The following is a 21,825-nucleotide window of genomic DNA, read 5'->3' as shown; positions in this document are numbered from 1 at the left end:
CGGGCTCCGCGGGCGCCCGCGCCCGGGGCGCCCGCCGCGAACCCGCGCCGCCGGTCACGCGCCCCGGCTCGCCGCCACCGGCTCCGCTTCCGCCGGTACCTCCGCGTCCTGGCGCGCCGCACGCCCCGGCAGGATGCGCGCCAGCCAGTTCGCGCGCCCCGCGGCGAGCGGCCCCAGTACCGCGAGGATCAGGACGTATCCCGCGATGAACGGCGACAGCCGGTCGTCCAGCCCCGCCGTCGCGGCCATCGTCGCGAGGATCAGCGCGAACTCGCCGCGGGCCAGCAGCGACGTGGCGACGTTCGCCGAGGGGCGTGGGCCGAAGCGGTAGAGACGGCCGACGACGATCCCCGCGAGGACGTTCATCAGCAGCGTCACCGCGACCGCCGCCAGGACGGGCCACAGCACCGTCGGCAGGTCGCCCGGGGCGATGGACAGCCCGAAGGCGAAGAAGAAGATCGCGCCGAACGCGTCCCGCAGCGGATGCACCAGCTCCCGTATCCGCGCGCCGGAGCTCGTGCTGCCGAGCATCAGACCCACCATGAACGCGCCGATGGCGTCGGCCACGCCGAACCACTCCGAGACCCCGGCCACCAGCACGGCGGCGCCGAGGAAGGAGATGACCAGCAGTTCGTTGTCACGGGTGGCGATCAGGCGGCCGATCAGCTTCGTACCCCAGCGGGCCGCCGCCGCGAGCAGCAGCAGGAAGCCGAACGCCTTGCCGGCGTCCCCGACGGCGGCGGCCATCGAGTCGGCGCCGGAGATCACCGGCTGGAGGGCCGCGAGGTACAGCGCGAGGAAGATGTCCTCGACCACGATGATGCCGAGGACGGGGCGGGTCTCGGGGTTGCCGAGCCGGCCCAGGTCGACCAGGACCTTGGTGACGATCGCCGAGGACGAGATGCCGAGGACACCGGCCAGTACCAGCGCCTCCGCCGTGCCCCAGCCGAGCGCGAAGCCGAAGCCGAGACCGGCGCCGACGTTCAGCGCGAGATACGCGCCGCCCGCCAGGGCCATCTTGCGGCCGCCCGTCTTGAGGTCGTCCATATGGAACTCGAGGCCCAGGTAGAAGAGCAGCAGCACCAGGCCGAGCAGGGAGAGCATCTCCAGGTCGTGCGGGTCGGAGACGAGGACGTAACCGGGAGTGTTCGGGCCGAGCAGGATGCCGGCCAGGATGAAGAGGGGGATGGTCGGCAGGCCGATGCGGCCGCCGAGGCGGGCGAGGACGGCGGCGGCCAGAAAGGCACCGCCCATGGCGACGAGGGTCTCCGCGTGTCCGATGGCTCCTCCAGGGTTCGGGTGGGGCTCGGGCAATGGCAATGGTCAAGACAAGGTCAAGGGAACGTATGTAATTAGTTTACCAAACGACTTCTGGAGGGGGCCCGGACCGCTCGGAAGCCGCCGGAACGCAAAAGGTGCGGGAGCGGCATCACTGCCGCTCCCGCACCTTGAGAGCCCGTACCGGGCGCCGGTTACGCCGCCGTGCCGCCGGCCCCGCGCGCCCGCGCCGTCTCCGCCGGGTCCTTCTTGAACGCCCAGGCCATCCTCGGCTCCATCGCCCACCGGAAGGCCCGCTGCACCGGCGGCGTGCACAGCGCGGTGACCACGGCCCCCGCGATGACCGTCACCGCGATCTCACCCAGCGGCGTGTGCAGCCACTGGTAGTCGTCGAACCAGCCCCAGAAGCGCGAGCCCTTTGCCAGGAAGCCGTGCAGCAGATAGCCGTACAGCGTGCCGGCGCCCAGCACCGTGAACCACGTCTGCCGCTTCGGCACCCACGCGAAGAAGCAGGTCACCAGCACCGCCGAGCAGCCGAAGAGGGCCAGCGTCATCACCAGGCCCGACCACCAGGGCGCGCCCAGTTCCTGCGCGCTGTCGCGGTGGTAGAACCACGCCGAGGTCATCCGGGGCCCGGCCCAGTACGCCATCACCAGCGCCGAGGCGAAGATCGGGAGCGAGGCCCACTTCACCGCGCGGCGCTGCGCCCACTGGAAGTGCTCGGGCTTCATGAAGAGCCCGATGACGAAGAACGGCAGGAACTGCAGGACGCGCTGGAGGTCCAGATCGTCGCCGATGTCCGGCGAGACGGACGCCAGCATCGCGATGACCAGGGCCAGCGGGACGGGCCAGCGCACGATCTTCCACAGCGGCGTGGTGAGCCGCCAGATGAAGAGCGCGACCAGGAACCAGGTCAGGAACCACGGGTCGAGCAGGCTGATCGGGTGTCCCGGATCGTCGTCGGCCCAGCGCTTGAAGAAGCTGTAGGCGACCTCGAAGAGGATGTACGGCACGGCGACGCCGGTGATCAGCCGCTGCAGCCGGTCCTTGCGCATGTCGAAACTGCGCGAGAAGTAGCCGGAGATGATGATGAACGCCGGCATGTGAAACGTGTAGACGACCATGTACAGCGCTTCCGCGGCACGGCTGCCGTCGGTCAGCGGCTCCCAGGCGTGACCCATCGCGACCAGCACGATCGCCAGGTACTTGGCGTTGTCGAAGAAAGGATCACGGGCCTTCTTCTTCTGCGCTGCGGCAGGACCGGCCGGCTTCCCTGCCGGTGCGTCAGGAGTGGACGGCTTCTCGGCCGGGGGTGCGGCCGTGGCGGTCGATTCCTTGGCCGGGGGGAGCGGGCTTCGCTGATCGCCGTGGAACATCTGAGGCACCTTAGTGGTGAACCGGAGATTGCGTAAAACCGTCTTCTTATTTCCCGGCTATTTCTGCAGCTACCCGCGGAGATGACGGGTAGGCGAGAAGATCCGGCCGTTCTTGTCCGGGCCGTCTGCTGGCTGCTGAGCGCCCGTTCTGTACGGAATCATCCCGACTAATCGGGGCATAGGCGGCGCGAACGGCCCGGAGGGAATGTCCCACTCTGTGATGGTTCGTTCGAGTGGTGCGGCTCACGAAATCATGTCCCCGGAATTCGAATTCGCGGGCGTGAGGTGGGTATACGCGCGACAGCGGAATCCCGCCCGACGGAAATGATCAGGCCGAATCGGGGGTCGCCGGGGGACTGCTTCAATGCCCTGCGCGGGCCGGTGCCGGAGAGCTGACCTGAAGGCATAGGGGCACGGGAAGTGCGTAAAGCCTTGGCCGATGATTCGTCACTCGTCTCCACCGGGAAGACAGTTGGTGGCACGATGGGTGCTGGCGGGGGTGTGCGCGGCTGCATGCTTCCAGGGCCGGTGTGGCATTCCGACCAAGGGTGTGATCAGTTGTGGAACTTTCGCTGTCTGTGGTGCTGCTGTTGGCGATCATCTTGATCGTGTTGCTCCGCAACAAGACCTTGAAGTGGGGACCCGCGCTCGTCGCCATACTCTTCGGCTTCTTCCTCGCGTCCACCGGCATAGCCCCGTCCGTCAACAGGTTCTTCAACTCCGTCGCGGACACGATCAACAACATCACCTTCTGACCACCGCGAACGGGCACCGGACCGGCTCCCCGCGGCCCGGCGCCGCTCGCTCCGTACGCGCGTCGCTCAGCGCCCGCCGCGGCCCAGCGCGTCCCGTACGGACTCCTCGCTGCGGCCCACCACGGCACTGCCGTCGTCCGCGGTGATGATCGGCCGCTGGATCAGCTTGGGGTGCGCGGCCAGCGCCTCGATCCAGCGCTCCCGCGCGTCCGCGGTCCGCTCCCAGTCCTTCAGGCCCAGCTCCTTGGCCGCGGCCTCCTGCGTGCGCGTGATGTCCCACGGCTCCAGCCCGAGCCGCTCCAGGACCGCCCGCAGCTCCGCCGCGCTCGGCGGGTCCTCCAGGTAGCGGCGCACGGTGTACTGCGCGCCCTCCTCGTCCAGCAGCTCCACAGCGGACCGGCACTTCGAACACGCGGGGTTCACCCAGATCTCCATGCCCGCACCCTAGCCAGCCGGCCCGCCCGCGTACGCCCCTTGGGCGCCCCGGCGCCGCGTGCCCCCGGATACGCCGAAGGCCCGGCCGCGCTGTCCTGCGCGCGGCCGGGCCTTCCGACGTGGAGCGGGCGACGGGAATCGAACCCGCGTAGCTAGTTTGGAAGACTAGGGCTCTACCATTGAGCTACGCCCGCATGCGCCGTGGACCGTCGAGCGGCCTCCGGCACGGTGAGCATCGTAGCGGGTCGAGGCGGTCCGCCGCACACCCCACTCGTCCCTCGGATAACTGGCAGCCGCATGGCCTGCGGCCATGTACCCTACGTGTCGCACCGACGGGGTGTGGCGCAGCTTGGTAGCGCGTCCGCTTTGGGAGCGGAAGGTCGTCGGTTCGAATCCGGCCACCCCGACCATCATGCGGCTTTCCAGCCATCCTCATGATCGCATCACCAGCCCTGGGGGCCGCCTGTCCGGCCTGCCCGGACAGGCGTTCCCAAGATCGCATTGTGGGGCGCGTCGTGCTTGCGGTTACTATGCAAGCTGCGCGTCCGTGTGCCCTCTTTTTCAGGTCTACCGGGCGCGATCCGCCGGGCCCGATACGCCACGCGCGTCTCGAAGGCCGGGGGATCTTCCAGCAGAACCCCAGAAGTCAGCCCCAAGGAGACCGAACCGTGAAGAGCGCCGTGGAGACCCTGAACCCGACCCGGGTTCGGCTCACTGTCGAGGTGCCCTTCGAGGAGCTCAAGCCCAGCCTCGACGCGGCGTACAAGAAGATCAACCAGCAGGTCACGGTGAAGGGCTTCCGCCAGGGCAAGATCCCGGCCCGCGTGATCGACCAGCGGTTCGGCCGCGGTGCGGTGCTGGAGGAGGCCGTCAACGACGCGCTCCCGAAGTTCTACACCGAGGCGGTCAACGAGGGTGAGCTCAACGTCCTCGGCCAGCCCGAGGTGGACATCACCGAGCTGAAGGACGGCGAGCTGCTGGCCTTCACCGCCGAGGTGGACATCCGCCCGGCCCTGGAGATCCCGGACTACTCCGGCATCGAGGTCGAGGTCGACGCCATCGAGGTGTCGGACGAGGACGTCGAGAAGTCGGTCGAGCAGCTCCGTGAGCGCTTCGCCTCCACCTCCGTCGTCGAGCGCGCCGCCGCCGAGGGCGACGTCGTGACGATCGACCTGCAGGCCAAGGTCGACGGCGAGGTCCTGGAGGACGGCGTCGCCGAGGGCGTCAGCTACACCATCGGCTCCGGCGAGCTGCTGGACGGCATCGACGAGGCCGTCACGGGCCTGGAGGCCGGCGGCGAGGCCACCTTCACCTCCGAGCTCAAGGGCGGCTCCGCCGCGGGCAAGGAGTCCGAGGTCACTGTCAAGGTGACCGAGGTCAAGGCCAAGGAACTGCCCGCGCTGGACGACGACTTCGCGCAGCTCGCGAGCGAGTTCGACACCCTTGACGAGCTCAAGGACGACAGCCGCAAGCGCCTCGCGCAGATGAAGAAGTACGACCAGGCCACCCAGGCCCAGGAGAAGGTCCTGGAGGAGCTGCTCGAGCTCGTCGAGGTCCCGATCCCCGAGAAGCTGCTCGCGGACGAGATCGAGACCCGCAAGCACAACCTCGTGAACCACCAGCTCGGCCAGATGGGCCTCGACCTCGCCAAGTACCTGGAGATCCAGGGCAAGACCGAGGAAGAGTTCGACGCCGAGACCAAGGAGCAGGCCGAGAAGGGCATCAAGACCCAGTTCGTCCTCGACGAGCTGGTCAACAAGGAGAAGCTGAACGTCAGCCAGGAGGAGCTCACCGAGCACCTCATGCGCCGCGCGCAGTCCTCCGGCATGTCCCCCGACCAGTTCGCGCAGGCCGTCGTCGAGGGCGGCCAGGTGCCGATGCTCGTCGGCGAGGTCGCCCGCGGCAAGGCCCTCGCGGTCGTCGTCGAGGCCGCCACGGTCAAGGACACCAACGGTGAGGTCGTCGACCTGGACGACGAGGACGAGACGGCCGAGACCGTCCAGGCCGCCGAGTCCGTCGAGGAGGCCACCGCCGAGGCCGCCGAGGCCAAGGACGAGCAGGCCGAGGACGAGGCCAAGTAAGTCCCCCGGCCGGTTCCGACCGGCCGAGGCGGCTCCCGCAGCCGCCGCAGCACGTCGGCGTACGGGCCCGGACCGCGCACACGCGCGTGGTCCGGGCCCGTCGCGTACCGGCGTGTCCCCCCGGCCCCGGCAGCCCCCGGGCACCTGCGCTCAGAGCGAACAGTTCTCGATGCGGGATGGCGCCCGCCGACCAGCGCGTTAGGGTCCGTAGATACGTGGGCAGGGGACTTTCCGACACCGCGCCGGGGCACCAACACGGCGCCGGGTCCCGCGCCCCAGACGACGACGCTGAGACGGTCCTGAAAAGCCGTCCGACAACGAGCAGGTGGACACGTGACGATCCCGATGCCTTCCGCCGCCGCTGAGCCGACCTTCGGTGGCCTCGGCGACCAGGTCTACAACCGGCTGCTCGGCGAGCGGATCATCTTCCTCGGCCAGCCGGTCGACGACGACATCGCCAACAAGATCACCGCGCAGCTGCTCCTCCTGGCCGCGGAGCCGGAGAAGGACATCTACCTCTACATCAACTCCCCGGGCGGCTCGATCTCGGCCGGCATGGCGATCTACGACACGATGCAGTACATCAAGAACGACGTGGTCACCATCGCCATGGGCCTCGCGGCCTCGATGGGCCAGTTCCTGCTGAGTGCCGGCACCCCGGGCAAGCGCTTCGCGCTGCCGAACGCCGAGATCCTGATCCACCAGCCCTCCGCGGGCCTGGCGGGCTCCGCGTCGGACATCAAGATCCACGCCGAGCGGCTGCTGCACACCAAGAAGCGGATGGCGGAGCTGACCGCCTTCCACACCGGCCAGACCGTCGAGCAGATCACCCGCGACTCGGACCGCGACCGCTGGTTCTCGGCCGACGAGGCCAAGGCGTACGGCCTCATCGACGACGTCATGGGCTCCGCCGCCGGCGTCCCGGGCGGGGGCGGCACCGGCGCCTGACGGCCCGGTCCACTCACCCCGCAGCCGACCCCAGCCCACTTGATCGCCACCAGGACGGTGAACACCCAGATGAACAACTTCTCCGGCAGCGGCCTGTACGAGGGCCCTCAGGCCGAGTCGCGCTACATCGTTCCGCGCTTCGTCGAGCGCACCTCGCAGGGCGTCCGGGAGTACGACCCGTACGCGAAGCTCTTCGAGGAGCGCGTGATCTTCCTCGGCGTGCAGATCGACGACGCGTCCGCCAACGACGTCATGGCGCAGCTCCTGTGCCTGGAGTCGATGGACCCCGACCGCGACATCTCCATCTACATCAACTCGCCCGGCGGCTCCTTCACGGCGCTCACCGCGATCTACGACACGATGCAGTTCGTGAAGCCGGACATCCAGACCGTGTGCATGGGCCAGGCGGCCTCCGCCGCCGCCGTGCTGCTCGCGGCCGGCACCCCCGGCAAGCGGATGGCGCTGCCCAACGCCCGCATCCTGATCCACCAGCCGTACAGCGAGACGGGCCGCGGCCAGGTCTCCGACCTGGAGATCGCCGCCAACGAGATCCTGCGCATGCGCACGCAGCTCGAGGAGATGCTGGCCAAGCACTCCACCACGCCGATCGAGAAGATCCGCGACGACATTGAGCGCGACAAGATTCTTACGGCAGAGGAGTCCCTCGCGTACGGTCTTGTGGACCAGATCGTGTCGACCCGGAAGAGTTCCGTTTCGGTTTGACCGTTCGATTGATCGCGCTGGTCGCGACTTGAGCCGGAGTGGCTCCCCCTTGTACCGAGTCGGCCGAGTCGGTTCAAGGGGGGCCCGCAGCGGGGGCCCGGCAAGGTACCGTCGATAGGCAAGCACCCGGGTCCGTAGGAGCAATGCGGATCCCAGGCGAAGGGGAAGCACCTCGTGGCACGCATCGGTGACGGCGGCGACCTGCTCAAGTGCTCGTTCTGCGGGAAGAGCCAGAAGCAGGTGAAGAAGCTCATCGCGGGTCCTGGTGTGTACATCTGCGACGAGTGCATCGACCTCTGCAACGAAATCATCGAGGAGGAGCTCGCCGAGACCTCCGAGGTGCGTTGGGAGGAACTGCCCAAGCCCCGGGAGATCTACGAGTTCCTGGAGGGCTACGTCGTAGGCCAGGAGGCCGCGAAGAAGGCGCTCTCGGTCGCCGTCTACAACCACTACAAGCGGGTGCAGGCGGGCGAGAACGGCGGAGCGCGCGGCAATGACGAGGGCATCGAACTGTCCAAGTCCAACATCCTGCTGCTCGGCCCGACCGGCTCCGGCAAGACGCTGCTCGCGCAGACGCTCGCCCGGATGCTGAACGTCCCGTTCGCCATCGCCGACGCGACGGCGCTGACGGAGGCGGGGTACGTCGGCGAGGACGTGGAGAACATCCTCCTCAAGCTCATCCAGGCCGCCGACTACGACGTCAAGAAGGCCGAGACGGGCATCATCTACATCGACGAGATCGACAAGGTCGCCCGCAAGAGCGAGAACCCCTCGATCACCCGCGATGTCTCCGGCGAGGGCGTCCAGCAGGCCCTGCTGAAGATCCTGGAGGGCACCACCGCCTCGGTCCCGCCGCAGGGCGGCCGGAAGCACCCGCACCAGGAATTCATCCAGATCGACACGACGAACGTGCTGTTCATCGTGGGCGGCGCGTTCGCGGGCCTGGAGAAGATCATCGAGTCCCGGGCCGGCGCCAAGGGCATCGGCTTCGGCGCGACGATCCGCTCCAAGCGCGAGATCGAGTCCAAGGACCAGTTCCAGGAGGTCATGCCGGAGGACCTGGTGAAGTTCGGGATGATCCCCGAGTTCATCGGCCGCCTCCCCGTGATCACCTCGGTGCACAACCTCGACCGCGAGGCGCTCCTGCAGATCCTGATGGAGCCGAAGAACGCGCTGGTCAAGCAGTACCAGCGGCTCTTCGAACTGGACGGGGTCGAGCTCGACTTCGACCGCCCGGCGCTGGAGGCCATCGCCGACCAGGCGATCCTGCGCGGCACGGGCGCCCGTGGTCTGCGCGCGATCATGGAGGAGGTGCTCCAGTCGGTGATGTACGAGGTGCCGTCCCGCAAGGACGTCGCCCGCGTCGTCATCACCGAGGAGGCCGTTCACTCGAACGTGAACCCGACGCTGGTCCCGCGCAACCGCGGCGGCGAGTCGGGCGAGCACCACGAGAAGAGCGCGTAGCCCGCACTGCGGACAGACGAGAGGGGGCTCCCGGCACCGGCCGGGAGCCCCCTTCTTCGTGTCACCGCTCTGTTGTCACCGCTCCGCGGCCGAGGCCCGCGGGGTCACTTCTTCTCGCGGACGTCCTTGCGGACCTTGCCGAGCAGATCGGCCGCGGACTCCAGGTCGCGCGCCGTGTTCTTCTCGCCCGGCATGACGACGCCGAAGGTGCTGTAGTCCGCCCAGGCGCAGATCGGCACCTCCGAGACCTCGCCCGGCTTCGGCTCCTTGGCCTTGGCCGTCTGGCACTTCACCAGCGCGCCCTCGCCGCCCTCGGGCGTGAACTCCTCGGGCGCGCCCACCAGCTCCGCGTCGCTGCCGTCCTTGGTGGCCTGCTTCTGCATGTACAGGAAGAAGGCGTCCAGCGCCGTGCCCGGGTCATCCATCGTGCCGTAGGAGCCCTGCAGCACCAGGCCGTTCTTCGGTTCGAGACCGGGCGCGTAGACGCCCTGTACCGAGGTCGGGTCCTTCATCGGCAGGTTCTTGGACATGCCGTCCTTGCCGGCGGAGGTCCGCCCCGAGCCCGGCACCAGCTTGTACCCGGCCGCCGTGCCCGGCGTCGTGAGCTTGTGCGGGCCGTCGTTCTCCAGGCCGCCGCCCCCGCCGAACACGGCGATCGCGCCGCCCGCGATCGCGGCCACGACCACGACGGCACCGACGATCAGCGCGATCTTCTTGCCCTTGCCGCTGCCGCCGGCGGGCGGGGGCGGCGGAACCTGGCCGTACTGCGGCTGCTGGCCGTAGGGGGCCTGCTGCGGGAACTGGCCCGGCTGCTGCTGACCGTACGGGGCCTGCGGCTGCCCGTACGGCGCCTGCTGTCCGTAAGGCTGCTGCTGGGGAGCCTGCTGCGGCTGTCCGTAAGGCTGCTGCGGGGGCTGTCCGTAGGGCGCCTGGGGCTGACCGCCGTAACCCTGCTGCGGGGGCACCGGGCCGCCCTGCTGCGGGTAGCCGTACCCCGGCTGCGGGCCCTGCGGCGGCTGCGGCTGACCGTACGGCCCCGGCTGCTGCGGCTGCCCGTAAGGGCCGGGTGGCGGCTGGTTGTAGCTCATGGAGCGGTTTCCCCTCGTGACAACAGAACAACGGACAGCTTTATGCGTTGCTCACATCCTGTACGACACCAGGCGTCACTGATGCCTCGGGGGCCAAACCGATTCGAGACTGCGACATGCGCGCCCGTACACTGAGCGTCGTGACCGAGACACCTCAGAAGAGCCCTGCTTCCGGGCCGAACAGCACCCCCGCAGAACTGCCGACCCAGTACGCGCCGGCCGACGTAGAGGGGCCGCTGTACGAGCGCTGGGTAGAGCGCGGCTACTTCGAGGCACACGCGAAGAGCGACAAGCCGGCTCACACGATCGTGATCCCGCCGCCGAACGTCACGGGTTCACTCCACCTCGGCCACGCCTTCCAGCACACGCTGATGGACGCCCTCACCCGCCGCAAGCGCATGCAGGGCTTCGAGGCGCTCTGGCTGCCCGGCATGGACCACGCCGGCATCGCCACCCAGAACAAGGTCGAGCAGCAGCTCGCCGAGGAGGGCAAGTCCCGCCACGACCTCGGCCGCGACGCGTTCGTCGACCGCGTGTGGCAGTGGAAGGAAGAGTACGGCGGCAAGATCCTCGGCCAGATGCGCCGCCTCGGCGACGGCGTCGACTGGTCCCGCGAACGCTTCACGATGGACGAGGGCCTCTCCAAGGCCGTCCAGACCATCTTCAAGCGGCTCTACGACGACGAGCTGATCTACCGCGCCGAGCGCATCATCAACTGGTGCCCGCGCTGCCTGACCGCCATCTCCGACATCGAGGTGGAGTACCAGGAGGACGACGGCGAGCTCGTCTCCATCCAGTACGGCGAGGGCGACGAGACCCTCGTCGTGGCCACCACCCGCGCCGAGACGATGCTCGGCGACACCGCCGTCGCCGTCCACCCCGACGACGAGCGCTACGCCCACCTCGTCGGCAAGCGCATCAAGCTCCCGCTGACCGACCGCACCATCCCCGTCGTCGCGGACACCCACGTCGACCCGGAGTTCGGCACCGGCGCCGTCAAGGTGACCCCCGCCCACGACCCCAACGACTTCGCCATCGGCCAGCGCCACGGCCTGGAGTCGATGACCGTCATGGACGAGCGCGGCGTGATCACCGTGCACGGCCCCTTCGAGGGCCTGGACCGCTTCGAGGCGCGCTCCACGATCGTCGCCGCACTGCGCGAGCAGGGCCGCATCGTCGCCGAGAAGCGCCCGTACACCCACTCCGTGGGCCACTGCTCGCGCTGCAGCACCACGGTCGAGCCGCGACTGTCGATGCAGTGGTGGGTCAAGGTCGGCCCGCTCGCGCAGGCCGCCGGTGACGCGGTCCGCGACGGCCGCGTGAAGATCCACCCCGAGGACATGTCGAAGCGCTACTTCGACTGGGTCGACAACATGCACGACTGGTGCATCTCGCGCCAGCTCTGGTGGGGCCACCGCATCCCGGTCTGGTACGGCCCCGAGGGCGAAGTCGTCTGCGTCGGCCCCGACGAGGAGCCGCCGACCGGCGAGGGCTGGACCCAGGACACCGACGTCCTGGACACCTGGTTCTCCTCCGGCCTGTGGCCCTTCTCGACCCTGGGCTGGCCCGAGAAGACCCCGGACCTGGAGAAGTTCTACTCCACCGACGTGCTGGTCACCGGCCACGACATCATCTTCTTCTGGGTCGCCCGGATGATGATGTTCGGCCTGTACGCGATGGACGGCGAGGTGCCGTTCAAGACCATCGCGCTGACCGGCCTGGTCCGCGACGAGCGCGGCAAGAAGATGTCGAAGTCCTTCGGCAACGTCGTCGACCCGCTGGACTGGATGAACGAGTACGGCTCCGACGCCGTCCGCTTCACCCTCGCCCGCGGCGCCAACCCCGGTACGGACGTGCCGATCGGCGAGGACTGGGTCCAGGCGTCCCGGAACTTCGCCAACAAGATCTGGAACGCCACCCGCTTCGCGCTGATGAACGGCGCGAACGTCGAGGGCCCGCTCCCGGACCCCGCCGAGATGTCGGCGACGGACCGCTGGATCCTCTCCCGGCTGAACGCCACGGTCGCCGAGGTCGACGCGTACTACGACGACTTCCAGTTCGCGAAGCTCTCCGACGCGCTCTACCACTTCGCGTGGGACGAGGTCTTCGACTGGTACGTCGAGCTGTCCAAGACCACCTTCATGGGCGGCGGGCGTGCCGCCGAGGTCTCGGCCCGCGTCCTCGGCGAGGTCCTCGACGTCACCCTTCGCCTGCTCCACCCGATCGTGCCCTTTGTCACCGAAGCGCTGTGGACCACGCTCACGGGCAAGGAGTCCGTCGTCGTCGCCGACTGGCCCGCCGACAGCGGCTTCCGCGACCAGGCCGCGGAGAAGGAGATCGAGACGGTCCAGCAGGTCGTCACCGAGGTCCGCCGCTTCCGCTCCGACCAGGGCCTCCAGCCCGGCCAGCGGGTCCCGGCCCAGCTCGACCTCGCGGGCACGGCACTCGCCGCGCACGAGGCCGCGATGCGCTCGCTGCTCCGCCTGCAGCCCGCCGGTGACGACTTCGCCGCCACCGCCTCGCTGCCGGTGGCCGGCGCGACCGTCGCCCTCGACCTCTCCGGCGCGATCGACATCGAGGCCGAGCGCAAGCGCCTGGCCAAGGACCTCGCCGCCGCCGAGAAGGAGAAGGCGCAGGCCACCGGCAAGCTCGGCAACGAAGCGTTCCTCGCCAAGGCCCCCGAGAAGGTCGTGGACAAGATCCGCACCCGCCTCGAGACCGCCGAGGCGGACATCGTCCGCATCACCGCCCAGCTGGAGCGCCTGCCGAAGGGCTGACCCCCGGACCGCTGCCGAGGCCCCCGTCCGCTGCGGACGGGGGCCTCGCGCATGCAGCGGGGGCCTGGCGCATGCCGCCTGCCCGGACCGGGCCTCGCGCCGGCCGTCGGGACAAAGCATGCTGATTGTCGGCATACGCGTACCGAATTCTCATCCGGCTCTCATCCAGCCGCGCGACGCTCGAAGCCATGAACAAGCCCCTGCGACGCGTCTCCGTCTTCTGCCTCGCCCTGGTCCTCGCCCTGATGGGCTGGGCCACCTGGATCCAGGGCGCGAAGGCGGACTCCCTCGCGGACGACGACAACAATCCGCGGGTCAACATCGAGAAGTACTCCCGCCCGCTCGGCAACATCCTCGTCGACGGCCACCCGGTCACCGGCTCCACGCCGACCGACGGCACCCTCGCCTACAAGCGGACCTACACCGACGGCCCGCTGTACGCCCCGCTCACCGGTTACTCCTCCCAGATCTACGGCTCCACCCAGCTGGAGAGCCTCTATGGCGACGTACTCGACGGCTCCGACAGCCGCCTCCAGTCCCCGGTCAACCTGGTGTCCCGCGAGCGCGCCAAGGGCGGCGACATATCGGCCACCCTCGACGCCAAGGTCCAGAAGGCCGGCTACGAAGCGCTCGGCAACAAGACCGGCGCCGCCGTCGCCCTCGACCCCGCCACCGGCCGCATCCTCGGCATGGTCTCCACACCCTCCTACGACCCCGGGAAGTTCGCCGGACAGTCCGGCGCCGACCAGAAGGCCTGGGCGGAGATGACCGGCGACAAGGACCAGCCCCACCTGAACCGCGCCCTGCGCCAGACCTATCCGCCCGGCTCCACCTTCAAGCTGGTCGTCGCCGCCGCCGCGCTGGAGAACGGCCTGTACTCCTCCGTCGACGAGCGCACCGACAGCCCCAACCCCTACCGGCTGCCGAACACCCGCACCGACCTGACCAACGAGAACGCCGCCGCGCCCTGCGAGGACGCCACGATCCGCACCGCGCTCCAGTACTCCTGCAACAACGTCTTCGGCAAGCTCGCCGCCGACCTGGGCGAGAAGAAGGTCAAGGAGCAGGCGGAGAAGTTCGGCTTCAACGACGCGAAGATCGACGTCCCGGTCCGCGCCGCCAAGAGCATTTACCCCTCCGGCATGGACTCCGCACAGACCGCACTGTCGGGCATCGGCCAGTTCGACGACCAGGCCACCCCGCTGCAGATGGCCATGGTCGTCTCGGCGATCGCCAATGACGGCGAGCTGAAGACCCCGTACGAGGTCGACAAGCTCACCGACGGCGGCGGCAACACCGTCCAGCAGTACGAGCCGAAGACGTACAAGACCGCGCTGTCGAAGGCCAACGCCGAACAGCTCCAGTCCGCCATGCAGACCGTCGTCGAGAAGGGCACCGGCTCCGGCGCCAAGATCGACGGCCTCACGGTCGGCGGCAAGACCGGCACCGCCCAGCACGGCGTGGACAACAGCGGCATGCCCTACGCCTGGTTCGTCTCCTACGCCGAGGACTCCGAGGGCAACCAGGTCGCCGTGGCAACGGTCGTCGAGGACAGCGACGCGGCCCGCGGCGACATCTCGGGCGGGGGACTGGCTGGGCCGGTGGCCAAGGCGATGATGAAGGCGGCGCTCAAGTAACCCTTAGCTGCGGGCAGTCGTGCCGCTAGGGGCGGCACGGGTGGGCGCAGCGGCACCTCCACCGGCGGGGAGCCGCTCCGCCCCACCCGCACCCCCACGCCACAGCACCTGCGCCCCCACGGTGACCACAACGTTCGGTACAAGCGAGAGCAACCCGGCGTCGACCGTGCCGATATCGACCCCACCGAACGTCAGCCAGGCCAACGTCAGCACCCCCGCGACGATGCCGAGCAGCGCGGGCCCGGCGCCCAGCCGATTGCGCCGGGCCAGCGCCATCACCGTCGCCGGGGCGAGCTGCGCCAACCCCCCATACGTGAGCAACAGCAGATTCGCCAACAGCGCGGGCCGCGTCAGCCCCAGCACCAACGCCAGCCCGGACGCCAGCAGCACGCACACATGGTTGATCCGCATCGTCATGCGCGGGCTCCGCGCCGGCAGCAGATTGCGCGACACCAACGTCGAGATACCGAGCAGCAACGCCGCCGACGGCACCATCGCCGTCGCCGCCGCGGCCACCGCGACCACACCCACCAGCCACCCCGGCAGCGCACCCCCGGCCACCGTGAGCAGCGCCGCCTTGCTGTCCGTACCGGGCTTCAACGTCAGCGCCCCGGCGAAGCCGACCACCACCGGCACGGCGATGGCCACCTGGTACAGCGGCAGCCAGATGTAATTCCGGCGCAGCGCCCGGGAACTGTTCGCGGACAGGATCGCCGACCACAGATGCGGCATGGTGTTCAGCCCCGCGCCGATCGCGCTGATCAGCATCGCGGTGGTGAACCACGTCGCGTCGGTGCCGCCCCCGTGCAGGGTGAGCAGATCCGGACGGCTCTCCCGTACGGCGGTGAAGAGCCCGCCGAGCCCGCCGTCGAGGGCGAGCGGCACGGCGATCACCAGCACCAGCAGCGCAACGACCATCAGCACGTCCTTGAAGTACGCGGCGCGCGCGATACCCCGGAGCCCCGACCACAGGACGAAACCGACGGTGAGCACCGTCGCCAGGATCATCGAACCGGTCGCGCCCGACTCGCTGCCGGTGGCCAGCTGCACGATCAGCCCCAGCCCGGTGATCTGCAACTGCAGGTACGGCAGCAGGAAGACGGCCCCCACCACCGCGACGACCTTGCCCAGCAGCGGGCTGTTGAACCGGTCGGCGAAGAAGTCCGCCTGCGTGATGTACCCGTTCTCCTTGCCGAGCCGCCACAGCCGCGGCCCGGTCAGGTACTGCCCGATCAGACAGAGGGAGAGATACCCCAACGCATACGTGGCGGCGACCCCGTCACTGAAGGCCAGCCCCGCCAGCCCCAGGAAGCTGAACGTCGTGAACGACTCGCCGGCCTGCAGGAACCACATCGTCACGGCACCGAAACGGCGCCCGCCGACGGCCCATTCGCCCAGGTCGTGCCCGGTATTGCGGCGACCGGACAGACCCACGGCGGCGATCGCGAGAATGCCGGCCAGGGTGACCGCCATGGTCGTACTCATGCCGCGGCCTCCTCTTCGGCGTCCTCGGGGTGCGGGGCGCGCACCTCGTACAGGGCGAGCGCAACGGTGGTACCCACCGTCCACAGCACGCTCCACACCAGGACGGCCGGCAGACCCAGCCACAACGTGGTGGTGTTGACGAAGGGCAGATACGGGGTGGCGAAGAACCCGGCCGTGGGCACGGCGAGGTACACCAGATGACGCTGGCTCATGTCGGATCCCGGGGGAGGAGGGGAGGGGAACAGAACAGCGGTGTGGGGGGAGCTGGGGTCAGCTATGGAGAAGGGCGGGGCGGCGCAGGCCGTGGCCCGTGGCGGCCTCATAGGCGTGCGCGGCGCGCAGGGCCGTCAGCTCGGCACGGGGCGCCGCGACCACCTGCAGACCGACCGGCAGCCCACCGGGCGTGAACCCGGCCGGCACGGACAGCGCGGGCGCCCCCAGCACGGTCACGAAGTACGCCGAACGCATCCAGTCCAGATACGTGTGCTGCTCCTCGCCCGCGACCAGCCTCGGGTACTCCACCTCCGCGTCGAACGGCACCACCTGGCTGACCGGCGCGAGCAGCACGTCGTAACGGGAGAAGAAGTCCGTCGCCGCCAGATGGATACGGGCGTGCGCGGCAGTGGCACGGGCGAGGTCGGGACCGGTCAACTTCCGGCCCTCCTCGATGTTCCACACCAGGCTGGGCTTGAGCGCGCCGGGGTGCTCATCGAGGAGCTCACCGAGCCCCTGGGCGAACAACTGCGCCCGCCGCGTACGGAAGACATCCTCGGCGCCGTCCAGGTCCGGGCAGTCCTCCGTGACCCGGCAGCCCAGCTCCTCGAAGACCCGTACCTGCGGCTCCAGTACGGCCGTGACCTCCGGATCGACCGGCACCCGCCCGCCCAGGTCCGGCGTCCAGGCGACCCGCAGTCCACGCAGATCCGCCGCCGGCGGAGCGCGGAAGGCCGAGCCCGGGGTGTCCAGGGAAAGCGGGCAGCGCGGGTCGGGCCCGGCCATGACCGACAGCAGCAGCGCGACGTCGGCGACGGTACGGCCCATCGGCCCGGCGACGGCCAGGGTGTCCCACGGGTCGCTCGCGGGATGGCTCGGCACCCGGCCCGGCGTGGGCCGCAGCCCGACCACATTGCAGAACGAGGCGGGATTCCGCAGCGACCCGCCCATGTCGCTCCCGTCGGCGAGCGGCTGCAACCCGGCGGCAAGTGCGGCGGCCGCGCCACCACTGCTCCCACCGGCGGACCGACTGCGATCGTACGGATTACGGGTGGCCCCGAAGACCGGGTTGAAAGTGTGCGAACCGGCCGCGAACTCCGGAACGTTGGTCTTACCGATACGGATCGCACCGGCCGCCTGAACACGCTCCACGAGAAGCTCGTCCTCGTCCGGCACATGATCGGCGAAGAGCGGCGAACCGTGGGTGGTGCGCATCCCACGCGTGAGGTGCGTGTCCTTGAAGGCGATCGGCAGCCCGTGCAACGGACCGACTTCACGCCCCCGCACGAGCCGCTCATCGGCATCGCGAGCAGCGGCCAGCGCCCCCGCGTGATCAACCGTAACCACCGCATTGACCTGCGAATTAACGTCCTCGATCCGGTCGAGGTGAGCCTGCACGACCTCCCGTGCCGACACCTCCCGCTTCCGAATCCGAGCGGCAAGCTCGGTGGCGGACGCGTACGTGATCTCGTCAGTCATGCATGACCATCCGTCCTGAACTGGGCTGGCCTGAACTGGGCTGGATGAGCGCTCATCCTGCGGTCGTGTGCAGGAAGTGGTCAATAGTCATGCCCGAATGAATCTTTCAGACGCCCACATTCAACAAGTGACGCTTACAGCCGCACCGCACTGGCCACCTGGCCATACCGATCGGCCGGGGCGGCCCGCCACCCGCAACGCCCCGCCCGGGCCCGAGCTGCCGTCGGCCCGCTGCCGTCGGCCCGCTGCCGTCAGCTCGCTGCCGCCGGCCCGCTGCCGTCAGCCCGCCGCCCGCAGCGCCCGCATCAACGGTGTCGGTGTGGCGCTGCGCTTCAGGGCCGCCACCACCAGGTGCGAGCTGACCGCCTCCACGTGCCGCACCCACGGCCCCTCGGTGAGGAAGGCGTGCAGCGCCGTCATCGACGGCTGGGTGACGTCCACCAGCAGCTGGTGCTCGCCCATCACCACCGCCGCGTACCGCACCAGCGGCGACTCGGTCAGCAGCCGCCCGACGGTCTCCACCGCGTCCGGCCGGGTCCTGATCCACAGCAGCGCCTCGACCGGCAGCCCCAGCAGCGCGGGCTCCACCGCGGCCCGTATCGACACCGCACCCGACCGGGTCAGCGCCTCCACCCGGCGCCGCGCCGTCGCCTCGGACACCCCGGCCAGCGCGGCCAGCTCCTCGTGCGTGCGCCGCCCGTCCTCGGCCAGCGCCTCCACGATGCGCCGCTCCTCCGGCCCCAGCTCCTCGGCCGGCGCGCTCGCCTGCTCGGGGCGGGCCGGGAAGCGGGACAGCGCGGCCGCCTCGGCCTCGTCCAGGATGCCGGGGCGCCAGTCGTGGACCGTACGGAAGTACCGCAGGACGGGGGAGACGTGCTGGGCGGTCAGGCCCGGCACGGCCGGGGCCTCGTCGAGCATCAGTGCGGCCAGCCGGCCCGGCGGGCACTGCACCTCCGCCACGCAGTCCGGCGGCCCGGACAGCACGTAGCTGAAGACCGTGCCGGCGCGGTCCGCCATCGCCAGCGCCGCGTCCCGCGCCGTACCGGGCGGGCAGCCCAGCCGCACGATCGCCGTCTCGCCGCGGGCGACCAGCCCGGTGACCGTCACCTGGCCGCTGCCCAGCAGGTGCAGGCCGCGGCGCGCGACGGTGCGCTCCGGCTCGCCGAGCGCGGCGGCGATGCGGCGCCAGGACGCCCGGCCGTCGATCTGCAGCGCGGCGATGATCCGGCGGTCCAGGGCGTCGGGCCCTTGGCCCGTGTCGGCAGCGGTCACGGGATCACAGTAACGACAGCCAAGAACAGCCAAGAACAGTGAAGAGACCGTGTGCGGTGGCTGTACTCAGCCCCGGAGGGACTCCCGTCCGCTCCCCGGAGGGACTCGCGTCCGCCGTGTGTCGCCTCCTCCTTACTTCTTATTACGGCAACGATTACGGGGGGTGAGAAAGTGCCCTGGGTCAATTACATATTGTAGTTGTACGCCCTGTGAGGGAAATGCGGTCGTTCTCCTAGACTGGTGCTGTGAGCGAGCGCCCCGAGAACGACGACCCCGACCCGATCGACCCCGACCTGATCCCCGGCCCGGAGGTCGACGCCTTCGACGAGATGATCGAGGCCGAGACCGACCGAGACCCCGACCTCGCGGTGATCGAGGCCGGCAGCCGTACGCTGCGGGCCCAGGCCGGACCGCCGACGAGCGATGTGCCGGCGCGCCCCGAGGACCCCGAGGTGGACCGCGCGCTGCGTGCCGTGGAGGCCGAGCTGGCGACCCGCTGGGGCGAGACCAAGCTCGACCCTTCGGTGCAGCGCATCGCGGCGCTGATGGACATCCTCGGGGAGCCGCAGCGCTCGTACCGTTCGATCCACATCACCGGCACGAACGGCAAGACCAGCACGGCCCGCATGATCGAGGCGCTGCTGGCCGCCTTCGACCTGCGTACCGGGCGCTACACCAGCCCGCACGTCCAGTCGATCACCGAGCGGATCAGCCTGGACGGCGCGCCGATCTCCGCCGAGAAGTTCATCGAGACGTACGAGGACATCAAGCCGTACGTGGAGATGGTCGACGAGCGGGAGGACTACCGGCTGTCCTTCTTCGAGGTGATGACCGGGATGGCGTACGCGGCCTTCGCGGACGCGCCCGTCGACATCGCGGTCGTGGAGGTCGGGATGGGGGGTAAGTGGGATGCCACCAATGTGATCGACGGGGATGTCGCCGTGGTCACGCCGATCTCGCTCGATCACACCGACCGGCTCGGTGACACGCCGGAGGCGATCGCCGGGGAGAAGTCCGGGATCATCAAGAAGGACGCCACGGTCGTGCTCGCGCAGCAGCCGGTGGAGGCCGCTTCGGTGATGCTCAAGCGCGCCGTCGACGTGGACGCCACGGTCGCCCGCGAGGGCATGGAGTTCGGGGTGCTCGCGCGCGAGCAGGCGGTCGGCGGGCAGCTGCTGACGCTGCGCGGTCTGGGCGGCGAGTACACGGACGTCTTCCTGCCGCTGTACGGCGCGCACCAGGCGCACAACGCGGCCGTCGCGCTCGCCGCCGTCGAGGCGTTCTTCGGGGTCGGTACGGAGCACGCGCGCACGCTGGACATCGACACGATCCGCTCCGCGTTCGCCTCGGTGTCCTCGCCGGGCCGGATGGAGGTCGTGCGCCGGAGCCCCACGGTGGTGCTGGACGCGGCGCACAACCCCGCGGGCGCTCGCGCGACTGCCGAAGCGGTGACCGAGGCGTTCGGTTTCAGCCGACTTGTGGGCGTGGTCGGTGCGAGTGGGGACAAGGACGTGCGCGGGCTGCTGGAGGCGTTCGAGCCGATCTTCGCCGAGGTCGTGGTGACGCGGAACTCCACGCCCCGTTCGATGGATCCGGACGAGCTGGCCGCCCTCGCGGTCGAGGTGTTCGGCGCCGAGCGGGTGCAGGTCGAGCCGCGGCTGGACGACGCCCTGGAGGCGGCGATCACGCTGGCCGAGGAAGAGGGCGAGTACAGCGGTGCGGGTGTGCTGGTCACCGGTTCCGTGATCACGGTGGGCGAGGCCCGGCTCCTCATGGGGAGGAACTGACATGCGCACCCTGTGTGCGAGCACGCTGATCGGCGAGTTCTTCGTGATCGGCTTCGCCGGGCTGGTGGCCATGCAGACCTCGGATCTGTCCACGGCCACGGTCTGGACGGTCAGCGGCATCGCGATGCTGCTGTCGCTGCTGCTGTGCGGCATGATTTCGCGGCCCGGTGGGGTGGCGCTCGGCTGGGTGCTGCAGATCGCGCTGATCGCGAGCGGGGTGATCGTGCCGACGATGTACTTCCTCGGCGTGGTCTTCGCGGCCCTGTGGTGGGCCTCGGTCCACTTCGGCCGCAAGATCGACGAGGCGAAGGCCCGCTGGGCGGCCCAGGCGGACGCGGCGGGCCCGGACCCGGCCTGACCTGTACGGGGGCTGTGCCGCCGGGCGCCGCCCGGCGGCACAGCCCCCGCAGGCCCGGCCCCCGGCAGGTCACCCGCCCCATGTAGCCTCGGCACACCCCCAACTGTCTGTATTGCAAGGAGCCCCACCGATGAGCCAGCGCACCCTCGTCCTTCTCAAGCCCGATGCCGTGCAGCGCGGCCTGGTCGGCGAGATTCTCGGCCGCATCGAGCGCAAGGCCGGCTGGACGATCAGCGCGCTGGAGCTGCGGACCCTGGACCGTGCGGTCCTGGAGCAGCACTACGCCGAGCACGTCGGCCGGGACTTCTACGAGCCGCTGGTGAAGTTCATGTCCTCCGGTCCGATCGTCTCGCTCGTCGTTGAAGGCGAGCGGGTGATCGAGGGCGTACGCCAGTTGGCTGGTCCTACCGACCCGATCAAGGCACCGAGCGGGTCCATTCGGGGCGACTTCGGCACAATCACCCGGGAGAACCTCATTCACGCGTCCGACTCCGAGGAGTCCGCGGAGCGCGAGATCAAGATTTTCTTCCCTGGCCTGTCCTGACGGGGCATCAGGCACAAACCGCGCGCGACCTGGGGCGACCGAAGAAATTCGGTCGCCCTTCGGCATACGTACAGCCAACCGGGGAACGCATCACCCCGACACGACGTCACCATTAAGGGGGGCGG

At 69.6% G+C, this 21,825-nt stretch carries 18 protein-coding genes and 2 tRNA genes; 11 read left to right on the top strand and 9 right to left on the bottom strand.

Translation table 11 applies throughout. The annotated features are described in order from the left end of the window. Positions 1 to 54: 54 nt before the first annotated feature. Positions 55 to 1,254: a cation:proton antiporter gene (locus IF04_RS0101740; RefSeq protein WP_030249700.1), complete on the bottom strand. Its 1,200-nt coding sequence runs from the start codon at positions 1,252 to 1,254 to the stop codon at positions 55 to 57. Between the two features lie 218 nt (positions 1,255 to 1,472). Further along, positions 1,473 to 2,654, bottom strand: a complete 1,182-nt coding sequence (locus IF04_RS0101735; protein ID WP_030249698.1) for an acyltransferase family protein — start codon at positions 2,652 to 2,654, stop codon at positions 1,473 to 1,475. A 560-nt stretch (positions 2,655 to 3,214) separates the two neighbouring features. Here IF04_RS0101735 and IF04_RS0101730 point away from each other — a divergent pair. Continuing rightward, positions 3,215 to 3,409, top strand: a complete 195-nt coding sequence (locus IF04_RS0101730; protein ID WP_030249696.1) for a hypothetical protein — start codon at positions 3,215 to 3,217, stop codon at positions 3,407 to 3,409. Between the two features lie 66 nt (positions 3,410 to 3,475). Here IF04_RS0101730 and IF04_RS0101725 read toward each other — a convergent pair whose 3' ends face one another. Then, positions 3,476 to 3,844: an arsenate reductase family protein gene (locus IF04_RS0101725; protein WP_030249693.1), complete on the bottom strand. Its 369-nt coding sequence runs from the start codon at positions 3,842 to 3,844 to the stop codon at positions 3,476 to 3,478. Between the two features lie 120 nt (positions 3,845 to 3,964). Further along, positions 3,965 to 4,038, bottom strand: a tRNA-Gly gene (locus tag IF04_RS0101720). Between the two features lie 139 nt (positions 4,039 to 4,177). Between IF04_RS0101720 and IF04_RS0101715 the strand changes: the two genes are divergently transcribed. From IF04_RS0101715 to clpX, 5 genes are all read left to right on the top strand, one after another. After that, positions 4,178 to 4,254, top strand: a tRNA-Pro gene (locus IF04_RS0101715). Positions 4,255 to 4,512: 258 nt separating this feature from the next. After that, on the top strand, positions 4,513 to 5,925 hold the full coding sequence (tig, locus tag IF04_RS0101710; RefSeq protein ID WP_030249691.1) for a trigger factor: 1,413 nt from the start codon (positions 4,513 to 4,515) through the stop codon (positions 5,923 to 5,925). Positions 5,926 to 6,270: 345 nt separating this feature from the next. After that, positions 6,271 to 6,873 carry an ATP-dependent Clp protease proteolytic subunit gene (locus tag IF04_RS0101705; RefSeq protein WP_030249688.1) on the top strand — a complete coding sequence of 201 codons (603 nt, stop codon included), beginning with the start codon at positions 6,271 to 6,273 and terminating at the stop codon, positions 6,871 to 6,873. A gap of 57 nt (positions 6,874 to 6,930) precedes the next feature. Further along, a complete protein-coding gene (locus IF04_RS0101700) occupies positions 6,931 to 7,596 on the top strand; it encodes an ATP-dependent Clp protease proteolytic subunit (protein ID WP_037800896.1) in 666 nt (221 codons plus the stop codon). 174 nt (positions 7,597 to 7,770) lie between these two features. Next, complete coding sequence (gene clpX, locus IF04_RS0101695) at positions 7,771 to 9,060, top strand: ATP-dependent Clp protease ATP-binding subunit ClpX (RefSeq protein ID WP_030249684.1); 1,290 nt, start codon at positions 7,771 to 7,773, stop codon at positions 9,058 to 9,060. Between the two features lie 104 nt (positions 9,061 to 9,164). On the opposite strand, the gene IF04_RS0101690 is transcribed toward clpX, so the two are convergent. After that, the gene (locus tag IF04_RS0101690) at positions 9,165 to 10,148 is read right to left on the bottom strand and encodes a hypothetical protein (RefSeq protein ID WP_030249682.1); all 984 of its coding nucleotides are present in this window, start codon (positions 10,146 to 10,148) and stop codon (positions 9,165 to 9,167) included. A 140-nt stretch (positions 10,149 to 10,288) separates the two neighbouring features. Between IF04_RS0101690 and IF04_RS0101685 the strand changes: the two genes are divergently transcribed. Continuing rightward, positions 10,289 to 12,925 (top strand): valine--tRNA ligase, encoded by a 2,637-nt coding sequence (locus tag IF04_RS0101685; protein ID WP_030249679.1) that lies wholly within the window; start codon positions 10,289 to 10,291, stop codon positions 12,923 to 12,925. A gap of 188 nt (positions 12,926 to 13,113) precedes the next feature. Beyond that, a complete protein-coding gene (locus IF04_RS0101680) occupies positions 13,114 to 14,562 on the top strand; it encodes a peptidoglycan D,D-transpeptidase FtsI family protein (RefSeq protein ID WP_030249677.1) in 1,449 nt (482 codons plus the stop codon). Between the two features lie 3 nt (positions 14,563 to 14,565). On the opposite strand, the gene IF04_RS0101675 is transcribed toward IF04_RS0101680, so the two are convergent. From IF04_RS0101675 to IF04_RS0101660, 4 genes are all read right to left on the bottom strand, one after another. Further along, positions 14,566 to 16,047, bottom strand: coding sequence for a sodium:solute symporter family protein (locus tag IF04_RS0101675; protein ID WP_063829425.1), 1,482 nt, complete (start codon positions 16,045 to 16,047; stop codon positions 14,566 to 14,568). Further along, positions 16,044 to 16,259: a hypothetical protein gene (locus tag IF04_RS35405; protein WP_037957941.1), complete on the bottom strand. Its 216-nt coding sequence runs from the start codon at positions 16,257 to 16,259 to the stop codon at positions 16,044 to 16,046. The genes IF04_RS0101675 and IF04_RS35405 overlap by 4 nt, the downstream gene beginning before the upstream one ends. A 58-nt stretch (positions 16,260 to 16,317) precedes the next feature. Beyond that, positions 16,318 to 17,739 (bottom strand): amidase, encoded by a 1,422-nt coding sequence (locus tag IF04_RS0101665; protein ID WP_030249671.1) that lies wholly within the window; start codon positions 17,737 to 17,739, stop codon positions 16,318 to 16,320. A gap of 279 nt (positions 17,740 to 18,018) precedes the next feature. Further along, the gene (locus tag IF04_RS0101660; RefSeq protein WP_037957939.1) at positions 18,019 to 19,011 is read right to left on the bottom strand and encodes an Lrp/AsnC family transcriptional regulator; all 993 of its coding nucleotides are present in this window, start codon (positions 19,009 to 19,011) and stop codon (positions 18,019 to 18,021) included. 245 nt (positions 19,012 to 19,256) lie between these two features. Here IF04_RS0101660 and folC point away from each other — a divergent pair, with 245 nt between their 5' ends. The 3 genes from folC to ndk all read left to right on the top strand — a co-directional run bounded on the left by folC (position 19,257) and on the right by ndk (position 21,700). After that, entirely contained in the window at positions 19,257 to 20,798 is a 1,542-nt protein-coding gene (gene folC, locus IF04_RS0101655) for a bifunctional tetrahydrofolate synthase/dihydrofolate synthase (protein ID WP_030249666.1), read from the top strand. Between the two features lies 1 nt (position 20,799). After that, complete coding sequence (locus tag IF04_RS0101650; protein ID WP_030249663.1) at positions 20,800 to 21,156, top strand: DUF4233 domain-containing protein; 357 nt, start codon at positions 20,800 to 20,802, stop codon at positions 21,154 to 21,156. Positions 21,157 to 21,286: 130 nt separating this feature from the next. Next, on the top strand, positions 21,287 to 21,700 hold the full coding sequence (ndk, locus tag IF04_RS0101645) for a nucleoside-diphosphate kinase (RefSeq protein WP_030249661.1): 414 nt from the start codon (positions 21,287 to 21,289) through the stop codon (positions 21,698 to 21,700). Positions 21,701 to 21,825: the final 125 nt, after the last annotated feature.

This window comes from Streptomyces violens (assembly GCF_000717745.1).
Lineage (GTDB): Bacteria > Actinomycetota > Actinomycetes > Streptomycetales > Streptomycetaceae > Streptomyces > Streptomyces violens.
Note: the sequence above shows the minus strand (reverse complement) of the source record. Positions and strands in the feature narration are given on the sequence as shown.

Excerpts from the sequence above, each read along its gene's own strand:
- IF04_RS0101740 (WP_030249700.1), bottom strand. The coding sequence starts at position 1,254 with ATGGGCGGTGCCTTTCTGGCCGCCGCCGTCCTCGCCCGCCTCGGCGGC.
- IF04_RS0101735 (WP_030249698.1), bottom strand. The coding sequence starts at position 2,654 with ATGTTCCACGGCGATCAGCGAAGCCCGCTCCCCCCGGCCAAGGAATCG.
- IF04_RS0101725 (WP_030249693.1), bottom strand. The coding sequence starts at position 3,844 with ATGGAGATCTGGGTGAACCCCGCGTGTTCGAAGTGCCGGTCCGCTGTG.
- IF04_RS0101705 (WP_030249688.1), top strand. The coding sequence starts at position 6,271 with ATGCCTTCCGCCGCCGCTGAGCCGACCTTCGGTGGCCTCGGCGACCAG.
- IF04_RS0101690 (WP_030249682.1), bottom strand. The coding sequence starts at position 10,148 with ATGAGCTACAACCAGCCGCCACCCGGCCCTTACGGGCAGCCGCAGCAG.
- IF04_RS0101680 (WP_030249677.1), top strand. The coding sequence starts at position 13,114 with ATGAACAAGCCCCTGCGACGCGTCTCCGTCTTCTGCCTCGCCCTGGTC.
- IF04_RS0101675 (WP_063829425.1), bottom strand. The coding sequence starts at position 16,047 with ATGAGTACGACCATGGCGGTCACCCTGGCCGGCATTCTCGCGATCGCC.
- IF04_RS35405 (WP_037957941.1), bottom strand. The coding sequence starts at position 16,259 with ATGAGCCAGCGTCATCTGGTGTACCTCGCCGTGCCCACGGCCGGGTTC.
- IF04_RS0101665 (WP_030249671.1), bottom strand. The coding sequence starts at position 17,739 with ATGACTGACGAGATCACGTACGCGTCCGCCACCGAGCTTGCCGCTCGG.
- IF04_RS0101650 (WP_030249663.1), top strand. The coding sequence starts at position 20,800 with ATGCGCACCCTGTGTGCGAGCACGCTGATCGGCGAGTTCTTCGTGATC.
- ndk (WP_030249661.1), top strand. The coding sequence starts at position 21,287 with ATGAGCCAGCGCACCCTCGTCCTTCTCAAGCCCGATGCCGTGCAGCGC.